The 20,495-nt window shown below is 25.5% G+C and carries 20 protein-coding genes; 2 read left to right on the top strand and 18 right to left on the bottom strand.

The genetic code is table 11. The features are described 5' to 3' along the window. Nucleotides 1–3: 3 nt before the first annotated feature. The 18 genes from galU to FMAG_RS08985 all read right to left on the bottom strand — a co-directional run bounded on the left by galU (nt 4) and on the right by FMAG_RS08985 (nt 17,634). The gene (gene galU, locus FMAG_RS09055) at nt 4–867 is read right to left on the bottom strand and encodes a UTP--glucose-1-phosphate uridylyltransferase GalU (protein ID WP_005886096.1); all 864 of its coding nucleotides are present in this window, start codon (nt 865–867) and stop codon (nt 4–6) included. A 6-nt stretch (nt 868–873) separates the two neighbouring features. After that, a complete protein-coding gene (locus FMAG_RS09050) occupies nt 874–2,328 on the bottom strand; it encodes a flippase (RefSeq protein WP_005886095.1) in 1,455 nt (484 codons plus the stop codon). Then, complete coding sequence (locus FMAG_RS09045; protein WP_005886094.1) at nt 2,321–3,247, bottom strand: ATP-grasp fold amidoligase family protein; 927 nt, start codon at nt 3,245–3,247, stop codon at nt 2,321–2,323. Before FMAG_RS09045 ends, FMAG_RS09050 begins: the two co-directional genes overlap by 8 nt. Next, complete coding sequence (locus FMAG_RS09040) at nt 3,234–4,349, bottom strand: GDP-mannose 4,6-dehydratase (protein WP_005886093.1); 1,116 nt, start codon at nt 4,347–4,349, stop codon at nt 3,234–3,236. Before FMAG_RS09040 ends, FMAG_RS09045 begins: the two co-directional genes overlap by 14 nt. A gap of 21 nt (nt 4,350–4,370) precedes the next feature. Continuing rightward, nucleotides 4,371–5,597 (bottom strand): nucleotide sugar dehydrogenase, encoded by a 1,227-nt coding sequence (locus FMAG_RS09035; RefSeq protein ID WP_390798703.1) that lies wholly within the window; start codon nt 5,595–5,597, stop codon nt 4,371–4,373. 142 nt (nt 5,598–5,739) lie between these two features. Continuing rightward, a complete protein-coding gene (locus FMAG_RS14280; RefSeq protein ID WP_370514159.1) occupies nt 5,740–6,750 on the bottom strand; it encodes an EpsG family protein in 1,011 nt (336 codons plus the stop codon). 41 nt (nt 6,751–6,791) lie between these two features. After that, complete coding sequence (locus tag FMAG_RS09025) at nt 6,792–7,871, bottom strand: glycosyltransferase (RefSeq protein WP_005886089.1); 1,080 nt, start codon at nt 7,869–7,871, stop codon at nt 6,792–6,794. A 700-nt stretch (nt 7,872–8,571) separates the two neighbouring features. Then, nucleotides 8,572–9,600 carry a glycosyltransferase gene (locus FMAG_RS09020; RefSeq protein WP_005886087.1) on the bottom strand — a complete coding sequence of 343 codons (1,029 nt, stop codon included), beginning with the start codon at nt 9,598–9,600 and terminating at the stop codon, nt 8,572–8,574. Nucleotides 9,601–9,667: 67 nt separating this feature from the next. Further along, nucleotides 9,668–10,039, bottom strand: coding sequence for a hypothetical protein (locus tag FMAG_RS13380; protein ID WP_005886085.1), 372 nt, complete (start codon nt 10,037–10,039; stop codon nt 9,668–9,670). Between the two features lie 312 nt (nt 10,040–10,351). Continuing rightward, nucleotides 10,352–10,420, bottom strand: coding sequence for a hypothetical protein (locus tag FMAG_RS14145; protein WP_261660829.1), 69 nt, complete (start codon nt 10,418–10,420; stop codon nt 10,352–10,354). Between the two features lie 22 nt (nt 10,421–10,442). Then, nucleotides 10,443–10,538, bottom strand: coding sequence for a hypothetical protein (locus FMAG_RS14140; RefSeq protein ID WP_255475339.1), 96 nt, complete (start codon nt 10,536–10,538; stop codon nt 10,443–10,445). Beyond that, nucleotides 10,531–10,872, bottom strand: coding sequence for a hypothetical protein (locus FMAG_RS14135; protein WP_229771531.1), 342 nt, complete (start codon nt 10,870–10,872; stop codon nt 10,531–10,533). The genes FMAG_RS14140 and FMAG_RS14135 overlap by 8 nt, the downstream gene beginning before the upstream one ends. A 2-nt stretch (nt 10,873–10,874) precedes the next feature. Beyond that, on the bottom strand, nt 10,875–11,648 hold the full coding sequence (locus FMAG_RS09010; protein WP_005886083.1) for a glycosyltransferase family 2 protein: 774 nt from the start codon (nt 11,646–11,648) through the stop codon (nt 10,875–10,877). Between the two features lie 9 nt (nt 11,649–11,657). Continuing rightward, nucleotides 11,658–12,281, bottom strand: a complete 624-nt coding sequence (locus tag FMAG_RS09005; RefSeq protein ID WP_005886081.1) for a GNAT family N-acetyltransferase — start codon at nt 12,279–12,281, stop codon at nt 11,658–11,660. After that, on the bottom strand, nt 12,281–13,489 hold the full coding sequence (locus FMAG_RS09000) for a DegT/DnrJ/EryC1/StrS family aminotransferase (protein WP_005886078.1): 1,209 nt from the start codon (nt 13,487–13,489) through the stop codon (nt 12,281–12,283). Before FMAG_RS09000 ends, FMAG_RS09005 begins: the two co-directional genes overlap by 1 nt. A gap of 11 nt (nt 13,490–13,500) precedes the next feature. Further along, nucleotides 13,501–14,118, bottom strand: a complete 618-nt coding sequence (locus FMAG_RS08995; RefSeq protein ID WP_005886076.1) for a sugar transferase — start codon at nt 14,116–14,118, stop codon at nt 13,501–13,503. Between the two features lie 13 nt (nt 14,119–14,131). Then, complete coding sequence (locus tag FMAG_RS08990) at nt 14,132–16,273, bottom strand: polysaccharide biosynthesis protein (protein WP_005886074.1); 2,142 nt, start codon at nt 16,271–16,273, stop codon at nt 14,132–14,134. Between the two features lie 332 nt (nt 16,274–16,605). Then, nucleotides 16,606–17,634: an acyltransferase family protein gene (locus tag FMAG_RS08985; RefSeq protein WP_005886072.1), complete on the bottom strand. Its 1,029-nt coding sequence runs from the start codon at nt 17,632–17,634 to the stop codon at nt 16,606–16,608. Nucleotides 17,635–18,039: 405 nt separating this feature from the next. On the opposite strand from FMAG_RS08985, the gene FMAG_RS13375 reads away from it, so the two are divergent. Then, nucleotides 18,040–18,609: an exo-alpha-sialidase gene (locus FMAG_RS13375; protein WP_050795447.1), complete on the top strand. Its 570-nt coding sequence runs from the start codon at nt 18,040–18,042 to the stop codon at nt 18,607–18,609. Nucleotides 18,610–18,720: 111 nt separating this feature from the next. Next, on the top strand, nt 18,721–20,115 hold the full coding sequence (locus tag FMAG_RS08980) for an autotransporter domain-containing protein (protein WP_050795446.1): 1,395 nt from the start codon (nt 18,721–18,723) through the stop codon (nt 20,113–20,115). The last annotated feature ends 380 nt before the right edge of the window (nt 20,116–20,495 follow it).

Below are 20,495 nucleotides of genomic sequence, written 5' to 3'. Positions count from 1 at the left end.
CTCCTAGATATTCTTAAGATATTCTAATAGTTCCTCTCTTGTCTCCTCATTTCTTAGTCCAAACTCTATATTTGCTTTAAGTAATCCAAACTTATTACCTATATCATATCTCTTTCCATCAAAGTTGTAAGCTAATACCCTTTCTCCATCTTTCATCATAGCCACTATAGCATCTGTAAGCTGTATCTCTCCACCTTTTCCTGGTTCTGTTTTTTCTAAGTATTCAAATATCCTTGGAGTAAGTAGATATCTTCCAAGACAAGCAAATCTTGATGGTGCTTCCTCTATACTAGGTTTCTCTATAAAATCTGCCATCTCTACAGTTTTTCCATCTAATGATTTAGATGGTTTTACTATTCCATACTTAGATACATCAGATTTTTTTACCTCTTGACAACCTACTATACTAGATTGATATTTAGAGTAATTATCTATTAGTTGCTTTGCTACTGGTATATCATTATATACTATATCATCTCCTAATGCTATTACAAATGGCTCATCTCCTACAAAAGATTTAGCTTTTAATATAGCATGTCCTAATCCTTTTGGATGATTTTGTCTAACATAACAGATATTAGCCATAGATGATATGCTCTCTACTTTTCCTAATAGCTTATCTTTACCATCTTTTTTAAGAGTATCTTCTAATTCATAAGAGTAATCAAAATGGTCTTCAATACTATTTTTATTTCTACCAGTAATTATGATTATATCTTTTATTCCAGACTCTACAAGTTCTTCTATGATATATTGTAATGATGGCTTATCTACTATTACTAGCATCTCTTTAGGTTGTGCCTTAGTTGCTGGTAATACTCTAGTACCAAGTCCTGCTGCTGGTATGACTGCTTTTGTTACTTTCATAAAATATTATTCTCCTCTACTCTTATATTTTTCTTTTATCTTATTAACAACCTCACAAACTAAATCTTCTTTCAATAGAATTAATCCTATAAAATATACAATTCCTCCTACTGTTCCTGATATTATTACTTGAAATAATGGTTTTGTTATAACTTTAGTTATATAAAATACAACTAAGCCCATAAATATTGAAGAGATTAACATTTTTATCATATTAATATTTAAAAGTTTTATATTTTTAAAAATATCTTTACATAATAAAATTCTTATTATTATTGCTACTCCTTCTGTTATTAAAGTTGCTATTACAGCTCCAAGTGCTCCTATCTTTGGAATAAATATTATGTTAAATATTACATTTAAAATACTTCCCAACATAACTGAAATAAAATATTCTCTATCTCTTCTATGAGTACTTAAGGCTACTCCAGTAGATACTGCAAATCCCATAGTTAGAATATAAATTGAAAATACTTTAAATATATTTACTGCTGGTAAAAATTGGACTCCACCGAAAATTAAGACTAAAGATTTTGAAATTAGCCACATTCCTATAAAGCAAGGAATATAGAAAATAAACATTGTATTTATCCCTTTATTCCATATATTATAAAATTCTTTCTTCTTTTCTTGACTTAACAAATTATTTAATCTTGGAGATAAAACAGCTATTAAAGTACTTCCTATTATCAATGGTAATTTCCCAAACTTTAATGCTAAAGTATAATAACCTAATTCTATATCTCCTACTATATTTTTTATCATTAACGAATCTAAGTTATACGATAGACTTAAAGCAAGGGATGAAGAAAAAAGATAAAATAAAGGCTTTAAATGTCTCTTGTATTCTTTAAATCCTACTAATTTTAGTTTTGCATATTTTTTTAACTCTATGAAATTATAAAAATTTGAACCTGCAGTAGCTAATACTAAAATTCCAGCATATAAATAAATATCTTTTTGTTCTTTTACCAAAAGTAAAATTAAAATTCCTGAAACTATTTTTATTAATAAATTTCTCTTAGTTATATACTCTTGATTTTCAATTCCAATATAGAACCATTCTAAATTAATCAAATTTAATATTATTATGAAAAAATATATACATAATAAAATTTTATCCATTTTACTTTCTACATAAATTATAAATATAAAATAAAATATGCTTCCAAATAACGTAGTAATACATAAAATTGATAATAATTCATTTACTATATCATTTGCTTTCAAGAGATTATCTTTAGAACAAGCTATTTCTCTTTTTCCATAATCTAAGACCCCTAAATTTATAACTAAAAGAAAATATGAATTTATTACTTCCACATACTGTACTCTTCCAATTCCTTCAGCTCCTATTTTCCTAGCAACATATGGAAATATCAAGATAATAAATCCAAAGTTAGAAATCAATCTTATAAAATACATAAACAAATTATATTTTAAGCCATTGGTTTTATTCATTGATGATTTTCCCTTTTTCTAACTCCAAGTTCCAATAGCTTCCAAATATATAATCCCACTCTTCATTTGTAAATTTTCCAAATCCACTACTTTCACAAAATGTCAGTTCTCCTACATATATTTTCCCATCTACATTGTATAAATCTACTCTAACATATTCAAAGTCTTGAGATAACTCTTTTACAATTTCTAACATCTTTTCAAAATTTTTTGGCTTTTCATATACTTTTTTATCTATTATATTTCCAGTTGTAAAGTTAAGCTTCTCCCAAGTATACGGATTATACATATTGCTTAATTCGCTTGCCTTTGTTACTCTCTCTAAAATTATTTTTTTACTATTGAAACAATTAAATTTATAATCCTCTATATTATCTTTCAAATATTTCTCAACTATTATTTTCCTAGATATATTACTATAGTATTTTTCCATTGATAAAATACCATAATCTAATTTTAACTGATTATTCAATTCCCTAATTATCTCTTTTTTGTTTGCTTTAGTTTTATCTTTAACTATTTGTACAGGTCCACTATTATGATTAGCTTTAGCTACAAATGAATTTGGTAATTTATCCCATTGTTCTTCTGTTAGTTTATCCGTTACTAAATATAAAGGAATTAAATACTCTTCTCCTATCTTTTCTTTTACATACTCTCTTACTTTATATTTATCTGCACAAATAGAATATAAAGGATTATTATCATACAATTTTCTAAATTGTATCTTTTGATTAAATGTTTCTGGTTCTCTATTAAAATATATCTCATATCCTAATTCTTCTTTAAACTTTCTCTTTATATATTTTTCTTTGGCCTTGATTGTAGAATAAAAAGTTTTTAAATATAGTTGTCTTAAATATCGATGAAAAAATCTTATCCAATAAAATTGTTTTAGAAAACTTTTAATTTTTCTCACTATTTTCAGCTCCTTTATTTCTTATGTAAAACTCTCTATACCATCTTACAAATTTTCTTAATCCATCTCTTAAGCTTGTTTTAGGTTTAAAATTAAAATCTCTCTCTAATGTACTTACATCTGCATATGTTACTGGTACATCTCCTGGTTGCATCGGTACTAACTTTTTATGAGCTTCAAAGTTATAATCTTTAGGTAGTATTCCTTCATTTAAAAGTTCCTCTTGTAATATAGTTACAAAATCTAATAGATTTTCTGGACTATTATTCCCTATGTTATAAATAGAGTAAGGTGGTACTGGTAATCCATCCTCTCCTACTTTTCTTTCTGGAACTTTTTCCATTACAGATTTTACTCCATAAACTATATCATCTATATAAGTAAAATCTCTTTTACAGTTACCATAATTAAATATCTCAATAGTCTCATTATTTCTTAACTTATTTGTAAAACTAAAATATGCCATATCTGGTCTACCTGCTGGTCCATATACAGTAAAAAATCTAAGTCCTGTTGAAGGAATATTATATAGTTTTGAATAACTATGAGCCATTAACTCATTTGATTTTTTAGTAGCTGCATATAGTGATACTGGATTATCTACCTTGTCATCTACTGAATAAGGTATTTTCTTATTACTTCCATATACAGAAGACGATGAAGCATATACTAGATGTTCTACTCCTTTTGCTCCATTATCATAACTATGTCTACAAGCTTCTAAAATATTGTAGAATCCTATCATATTACTTTGAATATATGCATCTGGATTTATAATACTATATCTTACTCCAGCTTGAGCTGCTAAGTTTACTGCTATCTCTGGTTTATACTCATTGAAAATATTATCTATTGTATTTTTATCAGCTATATCTCCCTTTATAAAGTGATATTTAGAATTTGGATGTTTCTTTATCTCTTTTTCTATCTCTGATAATCTCCACTCTTTTATACTTACATCATAATAATCATTTAGATTATCTATTGAAACTATATTAATATCTTCAACTGTTTTTAATAGTTCTAGTATTAAATTAGAACCTATAAATCCAGCTCCACCAGTTACTAATATAGTTTTTCCTTTCAACTCTATATTTTGCATATTCCTCAACTCTTTCTTTAATTAATCTCTTTTAAATATATCTCTTGTATATACTTTTTCTTTTACATCATCTAAAGAACTATCATATCTATTAGCTATAATACTTTGACTTAGCTTTTTAAATTCATCTAAATTATTAACTACTTTACTTCCAAAAAAAGTTGTTCCATCTTCTAAAGTAGGTTCATAAATAATTACTGTTGCTCCTTTTGCTTTTATACGTTTCATTATTCCTTGAATACTACTTTGACGGAAGTTATCACTATTACTTTTCATAGTTAGTCTATATACTCCAACTACTATATCTTTCTCTTTTGTTGGGTCATAAGAACTATTTGCTTCATAAGCTCCTGCTATTTCTAACACACGGTCAGCTATGAAATCTTTACGAGTTCTATTTGATTCTACTATTGCTCCTATTACATTTTGAGGTACTCTATCATAGTTAGCTAATAATTGCTTTGTATCTTTTGGTAAACAGTACCCTCCATAACCAAATGATGGATTATTATAGTAACTTCCTATTCTTGGGTCTAAACATACTCCATTTATTATCTCTTGAGTATTTAATCCTTTCATCTCTGCATAAGTATCTAACTCATTAAAATAGCTTACTCTTAAAGCTAAATATGTATTAGAAAACAGTTTTACTGCTTCAGCTTCAGTAAATCCCATTATTAATGTTTCTATATTCTCCTTTATTGCTCCCTCTTGTAATAATCTAGCAAACTCATTAGCTTTTTTAGTTAACTCTTCATCATTTTTATCAGTAGAAACTATAATACGTGAAGGATATAGATTATCATATAGTGCTTTTGATTCTCTTAAAAACTCTGGACTAAATATTATATTCTTAGTGTTATACTTCTTTCTTACTGTTTCAGTATATCCTACTGGAATAGTTGATTTTATTACCATAATTGCATTAGGATTAACTTTTAATACTGTTTCAATTACATTTTCTACTGCTGATGTATCAAAGTAATTTGTTTTTGAATCATAATTTGTAGGTGCTGCTATTACTACAAATTCAGCTTCTTTATAAGCTGACTCTCCATCTAAAGTTGCTACTAAATCTAACTCTTTATTTGCTAGATAATCTTCAATATATTCATCTTGAATTGGAGATTTTCTATTATTTATCATCTCTACTTTTTCTGGAATAATATCTACAGCTATAACTTTATGATGCTGAGCCAATAATACAGCTATTGATAATCCCACATATCCTGTCCCTGCTACTGCTATTATTTTTTTTCATTTTATTTTTCTTGTATAAACAAATATTTAAAAAGATATTTATCTATACATCCTCCTTATTTGTAAATTTTTATATATTTTATAATTATTTATTGCTCAGTATATATTATAAATCCAATATAACTAATTGTTAAAATAACCAGCTATTATATGGAATATGCGTTTCTATACTATTTAATAAACTATTAAAAAAAACATATGAAGAAATTACTATTATAAATAATAAAATTATAATTTTATTATTTCTTTTTCTCATATCATTTATAACTAATGGATATAGAACAATTTGAATTATTATAAAGATTAATGACATACGATCTGAAAATATTGCTAAATTAATAAATAAAAAATAAAAGCAAACTCCTAAATTATAAATCTTTTTATATAAGTTTATTCTAAAATTTTTTGTTTTATAAAAACTTAAAAAAATAAAAATTAATATAATATATAGTTGATAAAATGAAAAACCTACTTCATAAACAGATTTACCATATACCATACTTTTTAACTTTAGACTATTTACTAAGTTCCCAACTAATACCAATACATTTGATGATATTATTATTTTTCCTATAAAAAAAGAAAAGATAATTATGAAAAATATATTCTTCTTTTTTAAAATTTTACTTTTTACTAATAAAACACTGAAATAAATTATACTAGTTTTATGTATAAAAAAAGAAAAAAGAACTCCTAATAAAAACTTAATATATGAAGCTTTTTCAAAATAAAAAATTAAGTTTAAACAAATCAATATTGCCAGTTCAAATCTAAATTGCCCCATATCTAATCTTAAAAAATAAAATGTGTACCAAATAAAAAGAGAAATAAACAAGTTAGAATTTAAATTTCTTATTACAAACCTATAAAGTAAAAAAAAGTTTATAATTGAAAACACTAAGAAAATACTTTCATTTTTTAAATAATAATTATTTTTTAAAGTATAAACTATAAATAAAAATAATTTTTCTACTCCTCTTATTTCTAAATTTGAATTAACATTTTCAAAAATATTTATATAAGAAATATAATCAACACCAACATTTAATCTAGTTCCTGCTAAAACTGATAATATAACAATAAAAAGTATAAATAACAATTTTTCTAATTTTCTATTTTTAAGAAAGAAAAATAGAACCATATTTAATAAAATAAGTATATACATTCCTATATAAATAAACATTACTTTTCTCCTAATACTATTTCATATTTTTGAATTATCTTTTTTAAAGAATATTTCCTCTTTATTTTTTTTACTATTTTATCTCTATTTTTTCCTAAATTTACTTTTTCTAAAATTAAATTTTTAGTTGCTTCCATATCTTCAAAATTTATAATATTTCCATTAATATTTTCTTCTATTATTTCATTAACTCCACCAGGACAATTATTACATATTGCATAAAGGCCACAAGCATTAGCTTCTATTAAAGCATTTGGAAATCCTTCATATCTAGAGCTTAATATAAATAAATCTGCTTTTTTCATATAAATATATGGATTTTTTTTTCTTCCTAATAAAAATACTTGTTTCTCTAATTGTTTTTCTTGAATAAGTTTTTCTAGATTTTTTCTTTCTTCACCCTCACCTAAAATATACAACTTTATATTTTTATTCTTCAGAAGAGAAATTATATTTATAATTACATCAAAACCCTTTTGCTTTGCTAATCTCCCTACACATAAAAGATTTTTATTATCCTTTTTTAACTCAATTTCTATTTTTTCATTGGAAAGAGATTCTATCTTTTCTAAATCTATTGGATTATTTATCTCTACTATTTTATTTTTACAAATATTTATATTTTGTAATAAATCCTGTGTCATATCTTTGGATTGCGTTATTATTTTATTAAAATTTTTATAAGCTCTTTTCAACAAAAGTTTTTTTATCAAATTAAAATTTTGTGAACTTAAAATATTAGTTTGACGATTTATATAATATATTCTTCTAAAAAATGGAATAATAAAATTCCCAATAATTATCATTGAGATAAAAGAAAAATTTATAACAATATCTGGCTTTTCTTTTTTTATAATTCTAAGTAAAGAAAAAACAGAGTATGAGATTTTCTTCTTATTCAAATATATTCGTTTAACTTCTTCTCTTAAATCTTCTAGATAATCTCCTTTATCTTTATAAATAATGATTACATTTATTTCAAATTTTTCTAAATTTAAATTATTCATTAGATGTATAGCAACTCTTTCCGCTCCACCACCACCTAAACTTGGAACAATAAAACATATTTTTTTTAACATACTTTTTTCCTTTATATAATTTTTTTAAATCTATTTATTTTTATTTTTGTATAGTTTTAATTAAATCCATTAGATTTCTTATTTAAATATATTTCCTATTTTATGATATAATCCCTAAAAATTTCTTCGTCTGTTATTTCATAAATTACTTTTAATTATGCTATATGTAACTTGTAATAGAACAAACTCAATAGCATTTTCAATAGATTCTAACTTGAAATCTATTACTTTTTTGTTGCTATTAAATATTTTTCATTTTTATAGATTTTAATAATAATGAAACTCCTTCTCCTTGGCTCATAACATATATGGCGTTTCAGGATAAATAAAATAAACGGTATTCCATCCACCATTTTCTTCCTAATTTTTTATGCTCATTCAAGACAATTTTAGAATTTTCTTAGATATATCTTTTTTTGAAAGAAGATATAAGTCAAAAGTTCCCAAACCATATTAAAATATTTGTATTGTAAATAAAAATTTCCCATTCTCTATTTCATTTTTAGACAATATCCCACCATATAAATTTTTTTATCTTTAGTTATTTTTTTGTTAAATCATTATAATAACCTGAAATCTCTCCTATAGAAAAACTTTTCCCAACTCCTTGTTCCATATACAAAATACTTCTACTATTTAACATTTTCCACCATTTTTTATATTATAAATACTTAAAGCCATCTTCTCTCCTTATCATTAATTAATAAAAATTTTTTTCTAATTTTTTTATTATAACTTTTGGAATATATTTTTCTGCCTCATCTAAGCAATCTTTTTTCATAGAATTTATCATTTCTATTTTTTTTGAGATTTCACTTAATAATTTTTTCAATTCATCTATATTATTAAACTCATATCCTATTCCAACTTTTTCATTAATGACATCATCAAAACTTTCCCATTTTGCTGAAATAATTGGAACTCCAGCTGCAAAAGCATCTATTATAGTTCCTGGAACCCCTTCAGTATAATATAATGTTGGAAATAATAAAATATTATAATTCTTTAATACTTCTACACTTTTACTAAAATTTATACTTCCTTTATACTTTATATATTTTGGTAAATTTTTTTCTATTTTTTTAAATATTTCTTCATAATTTTTATCTATTTGCCCATAAATATCTAGTATATAAATTATCTCTTTCTCTTGTTCATTCACTGATTTAACTGCTTCTATAGCATTCTCTATACCTTTTTCTTTCATCACCCTTGAAAAAGTACATAATTTATATGGTTTTTTTAAATTATAAACTAATTCATTTTCAGGCAAGATTTTCAATTCCTTACAATTAGGAAGTATAATTATATTCCTAAAACCTTGCTTTTCCAAATTACTTTTCATTTTAGAAGTTTCAACGTAAATATAATGAAATTTTTTCAAATATTTTTTTAAATATTTTCTTTTTAAAATATACTTAGATAACCATCCTCCAATTACAATATAGTGTAGTTTTCTTTTAAAAAAAATATTAAAAAATATCAAAAAAGGAACAAAAATTTTTAAACTATTGTGTGCAGGTAAAATTATTATGTTTTCACAACTTTTAATAAGTATAAATAATCTAATTAATATACTCAGCAACCTTTTTTTACCATCAAATGTATCTACTTTTTTTATTTCATATTTTTTTTCCAACTCTTTTGTAATTATTTTAGTTTTTATAGTTTGTCCATCTAAGCAATTTTTTCCCCCGCCGTAATGCCCACATATTCCTATTTTATACATTTTTTCACCTTTATTTTTCCCGTTTTTAAATTAAAATTACTGTAAATTATATTATAAAAAATATATATTATTGATTTAAAAATTGATTGATTATTGTATTTTCTATATATTTCTCACATACAAATAATTTTTTCTTTTTATTCTTTGACAATAACATTTCTCTATATCTGTATTCTGATAAATTTTCTTCTAGTCCTCTTGCCTCTTTGACTTTTTTCATCACTTCTAAACATAAAGTAAATTCTTGTCCTATCTTTAAAATTTTTCCTATTTTTTTAATATCATATATAGTAAATGTTAAACATCTTATCGGATTTACTTTTAATAACTGTTTATAATTTAGAATCTTTAGAATTTTAGAAATTAAATTTAGCTTTTCTCTACTTTCCGATATTCTTTCATACTTTGTATATGAAAAATTACACCCTAATCTCTCCATAAAAGAAATTCATCTTTTTAATTTCTCTTTTTTTCATAAATCATCACTATCTAAAAATATATTTTCCAGTATTATAAAGTGAGTCATTATTGATATTAATCTACATTCCTTCTCAAATAATACTATCTCACTTATTTTAATACTCTAGTTTTTTTTGTATTCTCTAGTAATCTCCATAAGAAACATTGTCTATATCTATTCTATTATACTTAGTTATATTACATATCTTTGTAAGTACAAATGAAATTTCATTAATAAATAATACATCATATACTTTCTTCATTATCTCTTTTGCTGTATCACTCTCTATTCCTATCTATCTGATTTTAAGCAATCTCTTACAGCTTTTCCCCCTCTTAAAAACTCTGGATTTGATACTATATCAAATTCATAACTTAACTTTCTAAAATCCAGCTCTTTTTGTATAGTTTCTCTTACTAATTTTCCCTTTTCCTACTGGTACTGTAGATTTATCAACTATTACTTTGTATTCATTCATATATTGTCCTATTCTTTTTTCTACTTCTAATACAAAATATAAATCTGCTAATCCATCTAAACGCTGATGGTATTCCTACTTCTATAAATATTACTTCTGAATTTTCTATTGTATATTTTATATCAGTAGTAAATTCTATTCCTCTAGCTTTCAATCTATCCTCTATATCTAATATCTCTTTTAATTCTAGTTCATCTATTGGTACTATTCCCTCTCTTAAATTTTCTATCTTTTCTTCTGATACATCTATACAAATTACATTTAGCCCAAACTTTGTTATTATTATACCTTGAACTAAACCTACATATACTGTTCCTACTATACCTATTCTCATAATTAGTTTTCTCTTATTTTTTTTTCTTTTAACTTAAATATTTTTGTTATTATTGTAGTAAGTATATAAAATAAACTTTCAACTATTGTTAATTTTTCAATTTTTCTATATAAATACCAATGATATTTGAATAAATCTGTTTTTTTAAAGGATAAAGAACTACTATTTATCCTGTATATAGCTAAGTTCTCTTTTAAAGAATATGCTTTATCTAATTTCAAAATTTTTAACCAAAAACCAGTATCTTGTCTTTTTCTTAAATTAGGCATATATACTTTTCCTAATTTTTTTACACTATACATTCCTGTTAAGCAACCTATAGGGTTAGTTAATAAATAACTTCTATATGTTACTGGTTTTTTAGGAACTCTTATTAATATATTTAATTTTCTTCCATCCTCGTCTATTTCTTCATACTCTGTAAAGCTAATTGCATAGTTATTTTCTTTCATAAAATTAATTTGTTTTTCCAATTTTTCTTTTTTCCACAAATCATCACTATCAAGAAAAGCTATATATTCTCCTTCAGCTATTTCTATTGCCTTATTTCTAGCAATTGCAGCCCCACTATTTTTTTCCAACCTTATATGCTTTATCCTTTTATCTTGTTCAACATATTTCTTTACTATATTTGGACTGTTATCACTTGAACAATCATCCACTATCAACATTTCCCAATTATTATATGTTTGTTTAATAACCGATAAAATTGTTTCTTCTATATATTTCTCTCCATTATATAAAGGAGTAATTATACTTATCTTATTTTCTTCCATAATTCTTCCTTATTTTAAATTTTTAATATAATAAATTAATTCTTTTTCATTTTTTTCTATTAAATATTCACACTTCTCATAAAATTTTATAGCTCGAATATTTTCTTTTTTTACTGATAAACCTACTTCTTCTATACCTACTTTTAATAATTCTTCACAAAAATATTTTTCCATTTCAACAGCAATATTTTTTCCTTTTATTTTAGGATTTACTGCTATTGACAGTAGCCTATAACTTTTTTTATTTTGAATAATTCTTTCTTCACTTTTTATATTTTTTCTAAATTTTGAAATAATTGCTTCTTTTATAAAAAATACTCTTTGAAAAATTCCATTCCATAAATTTTTATTTAGTTTTAATAATTCAAATATCATCTTTAAAGAAATTCTATAAAAATTCTCATTAAAAAATTTCTTCCTAGGTATATCTGAATTATTTCCTAGAATAAAACCTATTATTTTATTATTTTCTTCTGCCACTACAAAAATATTATTATTTAAAAAATATTGATTGTAAAACTCATATAAAAGCTCCTCACCAAAAATTGTTAAAAAATAATCTGGAAATGCTTCTTTATGAATTTTAGCTATTTGATTTAAATCTTCCTTTTTTACTTTTCTATAAATTATCACTACAATACCTCTTTCAAGCACTTAGCTATATATATTACATCCTCTTCACTTACAAAGTCATGAAATGGTAATGATATCTCTGTACTATACATAGCATATGCTTCTAGATAATCTTCTATTTTAAATCCCAAGTTTTTATAAGCTGTTAATAATGGTAGTGGTTGGAAATGTACATTTGTAGCTATTCCTTTTTCTGCTAATTTCTGTATTACCTCATTTCTTTTCTCTTCTGTTGCTCCTTCTAATCTAAGAGCATAGATATGTCTTGAGCTTACTTTATCTTCTGTTTTAAATTCTGGAAGTATTACTCCTTTAATATCTCCTAAATATTTTTTGTACCAAGTATTGATTAAATCTTTTTTAGTTAGGATTTCACTATCATATCTTCTTAATTGAGCAAGCCCAATAGCCGCATTTATATCTGTCATATTACATTTATATCCTGGCATAGCTATATCATATTTCCATGCTCCAGCTTTCATCTTTGATAGTGCATCTTTATTCTGTCCATGAAGAGCTAATAACATAAACTCTTTATATATTTGTTCATTATTAAAAACTTCATTTTTTTTCCAAGTAATAGCTCCACCTTCTGCTGTTGTTAGATTTTTTACAGCATGGAACGAGTACGAAGTAAAGTCTGCTACACTTCCTACTTTTTTACCTTTATACATTCCACCAAAAGAGTGTGCAGCATCTGCTAACACTAATATTCTTCCTAATTTTTCTTGATAACTTCCTTTTTTAGGATTGAACTTACCTTTATTTCTTTCTACTATTTCAAAAATCTCATCATAATCTGCTGGCATACCCCCAATATCTACTGGAATTATTACCTTTGTTTTTTCTGTTATTGCTTTCTCTATTTTCTTAGGATCAATATTAAACTCTCCTGGTTTTACATCTACTAATACTGGAGTAGCTCCGCAATGTACTATTACACTTGCTGATGCTGTATACGTATAAGCTGATGTAATAACTTCATCTCCTGGTCCAACATCAAATAATCTTAAAACTAATTCCATTGCAGCAGTAGCTGAGTTTAAACAAACAGTTTTTTCTGAATTACAATATTTACTTATCTCTTCTTCAAATAATTTTGTCTTAGGTCCTGTAGTTATCCAACCAGATTTTAAAGTATCTACTACTTCATCTATCTCCTTTTGTGTAATATCTGGTGGTGAAAATTGTATTCTTCTCTCCTCCATATTAATCCTCCTTATAGTTCCTTCGGCTCTAACTTAACAAGCCCTAATATTTTTAATATAGTTAAAATTATCAATTTTATATCTGTTACTATTCCTATCTCTTTTATATATTTTTTATTAAGTTCTATCTTATATGGCATTATTTTTTTTATATAAAACTCTTCTGGATTTTCTGCTTCTCCTAAAAGTTCACTTTCATTAGAAAAATATATTGAAGCATAGTCTGTAATTCCTGCTGAAACTTTCAATATCTCTCTTTGCTCCTCTGTATATAGCTCTACATATTTAGGAACTTCTGGTCTCGGTCCTACTAAGCTCATCTCTCCTTTTAAAACATTAAATAGTTGTGGTAACTCATCTAATTTAGTCTTTCTTAAAATATGTCCAACTCCAGTTATTCTACTGTCATTCCCTACAGTTATCTGTTTATTACCCTCACTATTCTCTCTCATAGTTCTAAACTTATATATTTTAAATAATCTTCCATTTTTAGTAACTCTTACCTGCTTAAATAGTACTGGTCCTTTAGAAGTTAGTTTTATCAAAATACTAACTATAACTATTAAAGGAAATAGTATTACTATTCCACAAAAGGAAGCTACTATATCAAATAATCTTTTTAAAAACATTCTTTTCTCCTATCTAGTTATATTTAACCTCTTTATATGACACTACCAACTCTTTCATTACCTCTTTTATATGCTCTACATTTGGGTTATATGTACACTCTTCAAGTTTTGTAAAGAACTTAGTAATATCTACATTTCCATCCTCTATCTTAGTTATAAATATCTTTTTGTTATCTGTCTTTATTGCTGAATTTACATCATATAGCAGCTCTTCAAAAAGTTTCTCTCCTGGTCTTAGTCCTACCACGTCTATACCTACATTGGCATTGGATAGTTTTATCATCCTCTTAGCTAGATCATATATTCTCACTGGTTTACCCATATCCAGTATAAATATCTCTCCACCATTACCTAAGCTTCCAGCCTCTATTACAAGTTGGGCTGCCTCTGGTATAGTCATAAAATATCTAGTTATATCTCTATGAGTTAGTGTTAGATTTTTTCCTTCCTCAATCAGTTTTTTAAATATTGGTATTACAGAGCCATTACTTCCCAGTACATTTCCAAATCTTACAGCCATAAACTTAGTATTTTTTGATACCTTATTCATATGCTCAATAACCAATTCACAAGCTCTTTTACTTGCTCCCATTAAGTTTGTAGGATTTACTGCTTTATCTGTAGAGATAAGTACCATTCTCTCTACTCCATATTTATCAGCACACTCTGCTACCTTTTTAGTTCCAAATATATTATTTTTTATAGCTTCCTCTGGATTATGTTCCATTAAAGGTACATGCTTATGGGCAGCAGCATGGAATACCACATTTGGTCTATACTTATTAAATAGAAAGTCTACCTTTTCTTCCTCTCTTATATTACAAATCTCAGATACCAAATCTAAATTAGGATATCTTCTCTTTAACTCTAGCTCTAGAAAATATATATCATTTTCATTTACATCTATAGTTACTAATTTTTTAGGATTAAATTTAGCTATCTGTCTTGAAAGCTCCGAACCTATACTTCCAGCTCCCCCTGTTACAAATACTACTTTATTTTCTATAAGTCCTCTTATACTTCCATCATTTATTACTATCTCATCTCTTCCTAACAAGTCCTCTATCCTTACACTTCTAATCTGACTAGATAGTGGCTTATTATCTATCATCTCTGAGATTCCAGGTACTGTCTTTATACTTATACCCTCTATTCCTTGCAGTCTATCCACTACTCTTCCTAGCTCTGTACCATTCATTGATGGTATAGCTATAAGGATCTCCTCTATCTTTTCATTTCTTATTACCTTATCAAAGCTCTCCTTATTTCCTAGTACTGGAATATTGTATATAGATGTTCCTATCTTTTTAGAGTCATCATCTATAAAGCCTATCAAATCATATGGAAAGTTTGGATTTACTAGATACTCTCTTGCTAACATAGCTCCAGCTTCTCCAGCTCCATATATTATTGTTCTCTTCTGTTTAGAAATAATTTTCTTATGTTTTCCATAATATCTTTTTAATCTAAAGATATATCTACATAAAAGTTGTATTGACACTGATAATATATATGCCATCACTATTGTAGTTATTGGAAAGCTCTTATCTTCATTTATTAACATAATTACTACAAATGCCACTGCTGTTACTAAATTTAGTACCAATAGGTTTAGCACATCAAATATATTTGTATAGCTCCAGCTTCTATCACTCATTTTTATGTATATATACCCTATTAAAAATATAGCCAAATAAGTAGCTATATATTCTGCTCTTAATTCATATATGACAAAAAAATCATATTTTAGTATAAAGGCTAGAATAATACCAAATATGATTCCCAATGAGTCTAAAAACACCTTTACAAAGTTTCTCTTATTTATCCAGTTATATGCAGGAAGATTATTGTTTCTCTCATATACCCTTTTAAAAACTTTAAAAAGTAACATCTGAATAAGTGAAAATCCTAAGAAAGCTGTAAAAATAGATATATCTTTATAGAAAAAGAGAAATATTACAAATATCATAATATTTACAAGAATAGAATGTGTCTTTGGTTTTTTAGAAAAATCTAAATTATTTGTCAAATGATAAAAAAACAGTAGCAAGACAAAAAGTCCATATGCTGCTGTGTTCATACTAAATCCTGTAATCATAAACATTGTCTGATAGGTTATAAAGAGTAGTGCCGAATAAAAAATCTTGATATTCATAATGTTCTCCTAAAAATTTTTTGTTCTTATATATTTTACTACTTTTCTTAATAATGTCAATAGAACAAAAATTATTTTTTAATTTTATTTAAAAATTGTTCATTTCTATCAATATTTTTTATCCATAAATTCTTTATTCTTTTTTGGTATTTCTATATATTTAGGATATAATTATATTATCTCTAGAGAAAATATATTTAAAAGTATTGTACTACCTGATAACTTAGCTATTTAATATAATTATTAAAAGAGGATAGACCTCCCTATCCTCTTTCCCTTATACAACTAAATTATTTCCTAAAGAGAGTTTCTCCTTAATAAAAATTTTTTCCTCAGCTTCCAATTAATATTCTACTCTTTTTGCCAAAAATCTTTTTAAACAACAACACTATTATTGTAGATAGTATAATAGTAACTATTCCTAATTCTAAACTTTCTAACATATCCATTCCATTATGGTATCTCTCCCAAAACATTAAGATAAAATAATTGTGTATAAAAAATATTCCAAAGCTACAATCTGCTAATATACTTAAAGATTTTTTTATCATCTTTCCTAAACTATTCTCTACTTTTTCCAATTTCATAAAAACTCCTAAAAAGAAAAGGCAGATAAAAAATTTTTCTGGAGCTACTAAATCTATTCCTTTTATTTCAAAAATACTTTTCTGCATAGTTTCTAAAATATTATATCTTACTTGTAATGCTAAAGTTATTCCCCATAAAATTCCAAGATATAATATATTTTTCTCTAGTATATCTCTTGCTCTCTCTTTATTCATAGATATATATATTCCTAGGCAATAAAATGGAGAGAAATATATAAAAGCTTGAAAAATATTTATTGTAAGATCTCTAATAGGTCTTTGAATTATCATGCTTATAATCAATAATAAAAAAATAATTATCCTCTGTCTTCTATCTTCTAACTCTATAAATTTGATAAATATAGGTGAAGCTATAAATAATAACATAGCAAAGGGAATATACCAAGTAGCAGTAAGAGCATTCCCTGATAAATAATAAAGTAATGTATATAGTATTTTATTTTTTTCATATATAAATAAATCTAACTGGTGCTGATGTACTGCATAGATAAGCCCTGGAATAACTACTATAGTATAAGGAAGCAATACATTTTTTAACTTATTTTTCATAAATTTTTTATAATCAAAACCTCTTCTATAGAATATATGATGAAATAGAAAACCTGATATAAATACAAAGGGACTTGTTCCTCCCTTGATAATTGCTTTTATCAATTTTTCTGTTACTGTACTCTCTGGAAAATATAGAAAATGCCCTAACACAACCAGCAATATAGCAAATCCTCTAAAATAGTTAATATAATCTAGATACATACACACCTCCTTAAATTTCCAAAGATTTTACCACACTTTCTTGTCATAATAAGCTCAATTTATTTAATTTTATATTTTTTATTTCACTTGTGTCAAAATTATGTCATTTTTTTATAAAATTGTTCGTTTTAAATTATATTTCGATATAAAAAGTACAACATAGTTTAACATCACTATTTTTCTATAATTTAAGTTTTACTTTTAGAATAAAGCTTTCTTTTTTTATTACAACCGTTTTATACAATATATTATTTTAATTATATTTAACCTTTAATTTTACATTTTGTTTTTTTGCTGAAAAAAACAGTTGCTTTTTGAGAACGAAAAATATATAATCAAAGCATGTTCTCGAGTACAAAAAACAAAAATAAATATACTAATATCTAAATGGAGGAATATGGATTTATGAAAAGATTAGCATTACTTACACTTTTTTGTTCACTTGCTACTGGAGTTATTGCAGCACCTAATGATGGTTGGAATGAAGGAATGATTTTATTTAAAAAAGGAGATACTACAAATACAAATTATTATAGAATTCCTGCTATTACAACTACTTCCCAAGGTACTATAATTGCAGTAGCTGATTATAGACACAATGGATATGGTGATATTGGATTAAATACTGGTGTTGATTTTGCCATAAAAATTTCTCATGATGGTGGAAATACATGGAGTGATAAAACTATTATTACTCCTGAAAATGGATTAGGAATATCAGATCCTGCTATTGTACACAATAGCGACACTGGTCGAACTTTTCTTTTTGGATACCAAAATGATAAATTTATAACTACTAAGCCTACCAGTGAAAAATCTGATTTTTTTATGTATACCTCAGATGATGGTGGAAAAACTTGGGATAAAGGTCAAAGTTTGAAAGATTTAACTCCAGAAGGATATAAATATGTATTACAAGGACCTGGAAGTGGAATGTATTACAATGGTACTATCTATATGCCTATTCAAGCCTAGCACCATGAAAAAGACCAACCTGATAAATCTACTGCTACTTCTGGCTTTATATATAGCACTGACAATGGAAAAACTTGGAATTCAGCAATTTTAAGACCTGAAAATTATCCTGTGGGAGCATTTGGAAAACCTGATATAAGTAGTGAAAGTAATATATTTCACCATAATGGAAAAATATATTTAGCTGCTAAACCTGAAACTAGCAGGGAATCTAAAAAAAGAGTTGTTTATGCTACTTCTGATAATGGAAAAACTTGGGAAAGAGTTGAAGAAAATTTTATTCCTGATGATGTTGCAGCTTGTGAAAGTAGTAGTTTATCCTTAAATGATAAAGTATATTTAGTTGCTTATACTAAAGATAAACCTGAAAGAAGAACAAGAGTATTTCTTACTACTAATACCGGAAAACATCTTCAAATTTTTGATACGAAAATAGATGGTTATACTTCTATGTCTCAGGACCTAGATAATCTTTATATTTTCCATGAAGGAAAAGCAGGAGAAGGAGAAATGCTTTTCAGAAGATTTGATATCTCTGCTAAAGAATATGCTAATATCAACGCTCAAATTCTTAATAGAGGTACTGACCTACTTGATGTACAAGATAAACTGTTTGCTAGTAGATCGTACTTAACTGGAGAATATGCTAGTCAAGATAACTCTGGAGTAGAAGCTGTTATCTTAAATGGTAATTATAAAATTGGGGCTTTTCATAAAAATTCTAAAGAAAATAGTAAAGATGTATATAGAACTATAGAGTACAATACTGAAGATACTACCTTAGTTCTTTCTCAAGATAATGTTATTACAAATAATGATAATATTTTTGCTGGATATCAATATACTAAACTAAGTTATCTAAACGGAAGTAAAAATGATATCAATTCCTTTGTTATTGGTTACTCTTTAAATCATAAATTTGAAAATGATTTTGGGTATAATCTAGGAATAAATGGTATCTATAGTAACAATAAATTAGATAGAAATGAAGCTGAAGGATTAGGTAAATCAGCAAGTTTTGATTCATATAGTATATCTTTAAAAAATGAGATATATAGAGATATAAAAGTTCAAGAAAATACTAATCTTAATCTAGCTACTGGTCTAAGAACTACTTACTTTGGACATGACGATATAAAAGAAAAAAATGGAAATGGATTTAATGATGCTTATGTTGATAGTTCTACAAATTTTTCTAATGAGATATACCTTAAAGCCAGTGCTGAACATGACATAAGATTTAATGAAAAATTTGCTGCTAAAATAGGAGCAAATGTTGGATATAATAAAGAACTTATGAATGTTGATGATTGGAGAGATAAATTTACTATTTTAGATGTTGAAAAAGAGTATGCTAGACCTGTTGAAAAACATAGTGCTGGAATAGCAAATGCTGGTTTCCATCTGACTTTAGATTTTGCTGATAAAGTAGAAACTACTCTTGCTTATACTGTTGATTCCACTGGAGAAGGTATAACTACTGGTAGACTAACTTACAAATTCTAATATTTTTAAAATATAATTCAACCAAAGAGAGAGATAACTAATATCTCTCTTTTTTACATTATAGATTTCTCAGTAACATACTATTTACATTTAGTATCAAATATATGAATAATATCTATTACCTAGATTAGGCATAGCACTAATCTCACTTATTATTACTCAATAGAAACTTCTTTATTTTTAGCTAATATATTATATATGGAATTTGATTTTTTTAATTTTAAAACACCAAAAGATATTCAATTAGAAATTTCTAAAAATGTAAGACTTAGAAGAAAAAAGATGAAGAAGCTTTAGCTATTGCAAATAATATAAAAAAATAGTTGAAAAAAATTTGAATATTTTTTTGAAAAAGAATTCTGATACTATCTAATTTCTTA

This window comes from Fusobacterium mortiferum ATCC 9817 (assembly GCF_000158195.2).
Lineage (GTDB): Bacteria > Fusobacteriota > Fusobacteriia > Fusobacteriales > Fusobacteriaceae > Fusobacterium_A > Fusobacterium_A mortiferum.
The sequence above is the reverse complement of the archived record's forward strand: the minus strand, read 5'-3'. Positions and strand labels throughout refer to the sequence as shown.

Bases quoted from the DNA above. Each gene is read 5' to 3' on its own strand.
- galU (WP_005886096.1), bottom strand. From the start codon at position 867: ATGAAAGTAACAAAAGCAGTCATACCAGCAGCAGGACTTGGTACTAGA.
- FMAG_RS09050 (WP_005886095.1), bottom strand. From the start codon at position 2,328: ATGAATAAAACCAATGGCTTAAAATATAATTTGTTTATGTATTTTATA.
- FMAG_RS09040 (WP_005886093.1), bottom strand. From the start codon at position 4,349: ATGCAAAATATAGAGTTGAAAGGAAAAACTATATTAGTAACTGGTGGA.
- FMAG_RS14280 (WP_370514159.1), bottom strand. From the start codon at position 6,750: ATGGTTCTATTTTTCTTTCTTAAAAATAGAAAATTAGAAAAATTGTTA.
- FMAG_RS09025 (WP_005886089.1), bottom strand. From the start codon at position 7,871: ATGTTAAAAAAAATATGTTTTATTGTTCCAAGTTTAGGTGGTGGTGGA.
- FMAG_RS09020 (WP_005886087.1), bottom strand. From the start codon at position 9,600: ATGTATAAAATAGGAATATGTGGGCATTACGGCGGGGGAAAAAATTGC.
- FMAG_RS13380 (WP_005886085.1), bottom strand. From the start codon at position 10,039: ATGGAGAGATTAGGGTGTAATTTTTCATATACAAAGTATGAAAGAATA.
- FMAG_RS14140 (WP_255475339.1), bottom strand. From the start codon at position 10,538: ATGAATGAATACAAAGTAATAGTTGATAAATCTACAGTACCAGTAGGA.
- FMAG_RS14135 (WP_229771531.1), bottom strand. From the start codon at position 10,872: ATGAGAATAGGTATAGTAGGAACAGTATATGTAGGTTTAGTTCAAGGT.
- FMAG_RS09010 (WP_005886083.1), bottom strand. From the start codon at position 11,648: ATGGAAGAAAATAAGATAAGTATAATTACTCCTTTATATAATGGAGAG.
- FMAG_RS09000 (WP_005886078.1), bottom strand. From the start codon at position 13,489: ATGGAGGAGAGAAGAATACAATTTTCACCACCAGATATTACACAAAAG.
- FMAG_RS08995 (WP_005886076.1), bottom strand. From the start codon at position 14,118: ATGTTTTTAAAAAGATTATTTGATATAGTAGCTTCCTTTTGTGGAATA.
- FMAG_RS08990 (WP_005886074.1), bottom strand. From the start codon at position 16,273: ATGAATATCAAGATTTTTTATTCGGCACTACTCTTTATAACCTATCAG.
- FMAG_RS08985 (WP_005886072.1), bottom strand. From the start codon at position 17,634: ATGTATCTAGATTATATTAACTATTTTAGAGGATTTGCTATATTGCTG.
- FMAG_RS13375 (WP_050795447.1), top strand. From the start codon at position 18,040: ATGAAAAGATTAGCATTACTTACACTTTTTTGTTCACTTGCTACTGGA.